Origin of the sequence: Adonisia turfae CCMR0081 (genome assembly GCF_011009555.1) — a bacterium.
Classification (GTDB): domain Bacteria; phylum Cyanobacteriota; class Cyanobacteriia; order Phormidesmidales; family Phormidesmidaceae; genus Leptothoe; species Leptothoe turfae.
In genome coordinates this window covers 2,125,681-2,129,974 of record NZ_QXHD01000004.1, presented here as the reverse complement: position 1 = coordinate 2,129,974, position 4,294 = coordinate 2,125,681, and the positions used below count along the sequence as shown (strand labels likewise).

Below are 4,294 nucleotides of genomic sequence, written 5' to 3'. Positions count from 1 at the left end.
GTATCACCAAGACCAATCCAAACGTTGGTCTAGAACCTGAAGCTCTAGAAGGTGCTTATCCCAATCGTAACAATCTAGAAGCTCTAGTTGATTATTTGCATAACCCAACTACCTATGATGGGTTGACTGAAATTTCTGAGCTACACCCCAGTACCCAGAGTACTGATATCTTCCCGAAGATGCGAAGCCTGACTGAAGACGACTTGGTTTCCATTGCCGGTTACATTCTGCTACAACCCAAGGTCATGGGTGATATGTGGGGTGCTGGTAAGATCCGGTTTTCTGCACCTGCTACTTTTGACTAATTTTTGAGTGGGTTCTTTGTTAGGGTCTTTGTTATTAAACCGTGAGAAGAGGGTGAGGTTGTCAAACCTTGCCCTCTTTTTTGCGATCGCAAGATTCGCAATTTTTTAGTGTTCTACATTGGATGGTGTTCACCTATTAAGCTAGGTTAGATAGGCAGTTTCGCAAAGCACGATGGTAAAACGACGCACGGTAATGTTGGGATTGCTGGGGTTAGGGACTGCTGTTGCCAGTTGTCGTTCCAGTGCGTCTGCCTCCTTAAAAGTAAAAGTGCTGGCTCGATCGGTGCCCGCTCAAGTCTTAAAAGCCTTTAGTCGGGACACACTAACTCACTTTGAGTCTGAGCTTAATCTCATTGATATTTATCAACAGTTGCAGTGGTGGCAGGCTCGTTCCCCAATGACTCCCCCCCTGTGGCGGCGGTTGATTCCCATCGGTCACTCATCCAGCCAAGATGCAACAAAGCCCCCACCCGTGGGGGCTCATCTTGTGACCTTGAGCGATCCTTGGCTAGAGCATGCAATTCGTCAAGACTTAATTCAACCATTACCAGATTTTCCCTTGGCCTATGCCTTGCCTGAGCCCTGGCAAAAATTGCTGCGCCGTGATCGTGAGGGGTACTCCAGTGAGCGCGGTAAGCTCTGGGCTGTTCCCTATCGCACCCAAGGATTGATGATTGCTTATCAAAAGCCCATCTTTCAAACCAACACCAATAATAAGCCCATTACCAAATGGGCAGATCTGTGGCGGCCTGAATTAGCCGGGCGCATTGCGATGCCCAATCAACCTAGACTGGCAATTGCCATTGTCCTAAAAGCACTCCGATATTCCGTCAATGATGAAGCCGCATTGCTTCGAGATGATGTTCAAGAGCAGCTGCTGGCCCTTTATCGACAGGTTAAAGTGTTTGATTCTCAGGCGTATTTAAAGGCCCTGGTGAATGAAGATGTTTGGCTGGCGGTGGGGTGGAGCGGTGATATTTTAGCGACGCTAGTACGCTATCGACGGCTAGGTGCTGTTCATCCTCAAGAAGGAACGGTGTTAACGAGTGATTTGTGGGTTGCTCCGACTAACGCAAAACTTACGGAAGAGGCCCAAGCTTGGATGGAGTTTTGCTGGCAGATGCCGATTGCGACTGAAATTTCTGTGTCTAGCTATGGGGTGTCTCCATCATTTTTCTTGCCGGATGTGAAGGTGCCTGAACAGCTATCTCAGCAGACGCTATTGGTACCCGGTCATGGAGAGGTTCTGTTGCCGCTATCAAAACGTGGGCAAACAAATATAGAAACATTATTGAGCGTTGAGGCCGAGGGTTAAAGCTGCCGTCTACCGCGGATTGCGCCCTGGCCAAAATAGTTCAGCTCGACAACGCATTGTGGTGTATAAGTTGCTTCATTAGTTGCGGCGTTTCTGTCCGAAAAATCACATACATGTAACCCGACCAAGCGATTTCCAGTGAATACCCTCAGCTGATAGCCGTAATCCTTAGTGCTTTCTCCAAACTGATTGATGAGTGAATATCGTTCTAGATAATTTAATAATGGCCAAAGCTGACCGTTGACGATGATATCCACATGGGGGGTAGATCCCTCGGTCTGGATGCTGGCTCCGCTGTCTAGGTTAGTGTTTCCATAGGCTCTCCAGCTATCAATTAGGCGGCTGTTGATAGCTTCTCCTACTACCTGCTGCTGCCACCACAAACTCGGAATTGAAAAATGTTCAGGGGATGGATTGTCGTCAGTTGCGATCGCGCCATCATCTGTCCGGGGCTCTTGGCCATTGAGCTGACACATGGCCTCTAAATCTTCTGCCAGTAATACCCGAGGAGACTGTGTGTTGTCCGTTGAGCTATCTTCTGTTCTAGGGCGCTCAGCACTAAGCTGACAGTCTATGCGCTGCACTGCTGCTGATTGTGCCACAGCATAGGGCCCAGGCAACAATAAATACAGGCTTGAAATCGCTGACCACACCATAAGTTTCATGTCTAGCACATTCCAATTCTTAGATGTACAGACGTTGCATGTAACGTCTCTCCACGGATTTTACTAATGGCTTGAGCTTTTACGTCAGAATTAACTGTTGGCGATGCACATGGCCCAATACTAACGAAGAAGCGGTTGTATCTTCCTGTTGTCGTTCTAGCATACGCAGCATCTGCTCGGGACGCAGCATATTGCCATCATTCCGGCAGCTGCCTACATATCGAATAACCACATCCCCTGTAGTCGTTAGCTTATGAATAACCCTGCTGGGCAAATGAGAGGGTAGAGTCCCGACTACTTCTACGGTATGCAATCGTTCTCTGAGGTTGATTTGCTTGACCTTGCCTGACTTTGTTGTATGGGTATCAATAATTTCATCTGTGGCTAGGATGCGATCAATCAACGCCTGCCAATTCAGAGCCTGTCCTTCTTGTTGTGTGGTGATGGCTAGTAAATAGTCAGCTTGGTTGAGGGCTTTAGTGGCTGATGGAGCTTTGATATCGACTTCCTGAACGTCATAAATAGGCAGGCTATCCGATAGCTGTACCTGTAGCCGCTGTCTAAAATCAGTACGGTCCATTTGCTCAGTCAGTTCGAAGTCAACTACTTCTCCTGTGCTGGTTGCGCCAAGGGATAGAGCATTTGCTGGAGCAATACGGGGGCCAGGATGGTAGCCTCCTGTAAACGAAATTGGCAGAGCAGCTCGTCTGACAGCCCGGTCAAGCATTCTGGCCAAATCCAAGTGGCCAATGAGTGCCATGCCCCCTAGTTTGCCGAGAGTCACACGCAGCCGTTGCACCCGCTCAGATTTGGGCTTGCTATGGCCCTCGAAGGAAGGAATCGGTAAGGGTGGAATAACAATGTTGTGGCCGAAGTCAGTGCCACATACGCCGCAATGGGAGCAGCCCTCAAAGGAACAGTCAGGCACGATGGCTGCTGCCAAGGCGCGGCGCAGGTCATCTTGCAGCCAAGTTTTATCAATGCCTGTATCTAGATGGTCCCAAGGCAGTGGAGTATCCATTGCAACTTGCCAACGGTGCAGATTCTCTGCTTGAGTCGCGTTCTCTGCTTGATCTACACTCTCATTTTCTAAAGACTCTCCCAGATTCCATTCTCCCTGCTCAACCTGGCGATACTTCCAGGTGAGTCCGGCATCCTCAATGGCTTGAGTCCAAGCATTAAAAGCTCGTTCTAGGCTTTCCCACCAGGCATCCATACCTGCCCCCAGTTCCCAGGCTCGACGGACCACCTTCGATAGTCGTCGATCACCTCGGCCCACAAAGTCTTCCATGGCCGAAATACGCACATCGGTAAAGTTGACCTTGACTCCACGAATTGAACGAAATGCTTCCCGAAGCATGGCTTGTTTCCGTTCAAACTCGCTGGTAGAAACAGAATGCCACTGAAAGGGAGTATGGGGCTTGGGGGTGAAATTAGAAACCGTAATGTTGAAATTCAAAGACCTCCGGCCTTTGATACGACATTCCCGTCGCAGCCATTGGATAGTTTCAGCAATGCCGAGCACATCGACATCTGTTTCCCCTGGCAAACCAATCATGAAATACAGTTTGACCTTGTCCCATCCTTGTTCATGGGCAGTTTTGACACCGCGCAGGAGTTCCTCATTAGTCAGACCTTTGTTAATAATGTCCCGCATGCGCTGTGTTCCTGCCTCTGGGGCAAAGGTGAGGCCAGTTTTGCGGGTGCCACCGATTATGTGAGCGATATTTTCGTCAAATCGGTCGACTCGCTGACTGGGTAAAGACAGGGACACATTGTCGTTTTTAAGTCGATTTTTCACTTCGACACCTACTGCAGGCAGCGCCAAATAGTCTGAGCAGCTGAGAGAAAGTAGGGAAAATTCGTTGTAGCCCGTTGCCCGCATCCCCCGTTCAATGGTGTCGATCACCTCTTCAGGCGCAACATCACGGGCCGGTCGTGTCAGCATTCCTGGTTGGCAAAAACGGCAGCCACGGGTACAGCCCCGACGAATTTCAATGGTGAGCCGA

Annotated in this window: 3 protein-coding genes and 1 pseudogene; 2 read left to right on the top strand and 2 right to left on the bottom strand. The window is 49.4% G+C overall.

Annotation, left to right across the window (positions count from 1 at the left end; all coding sequences use genetic code 11):
- Together psbV and DXZ20_RS13465 are read left to right on the top strand one after the other, a co-directional pair.
- Window positions 1–305 (top strand): annotated as a pseudogene (gene psbV / locus DXZ20_RS13470) (cytochrome c-550); the annotation flags it as partial.
- Window positions 306–477: 172 nt separating this feature from the next.
- Window positions 478–1,620, top strand: a complete 1,143-nt coding sequence (locus DXZ20_RS13465; RefSeq protein ID WP_163698688.1) for an extracellular solute-binding protein — start codon at window positions 478–480, stop codon at window positions 1,618–1,620.
- Here the strand turns inward: DXZ20_RS13465 and DXZ20_RS13460 are convergent.
- Both DXZ20_RS13460 and DXZ20_RS13455 read right to left on the bottom strand, forming a co-directional pair.
- On the bottom strand, window positions 1,617–2,285 hold the full coding sequence (locus DXZ20_RS13460) for a hypothetical protein (protein ID WP_163698686.1): 669 nt from the start codon (window positions 2,283–2,285) through the stop codon (window positions 1,617–1,619). The genes DXZ20_RS13465 and DXZ20_RS13460 overlap by 4 nt on opposite strands.
- Window positions 2,286–2,364: 79 nt before the next feature.
- On the bottom strand, window positions 2,365–4,294 hold a 1,930-nt coding region (locus DXZ20_RS13455), incomplete at its 5' end, for a TIGR03936 family radical SAM-associated protein (RefSeq protein WP_163703488.1).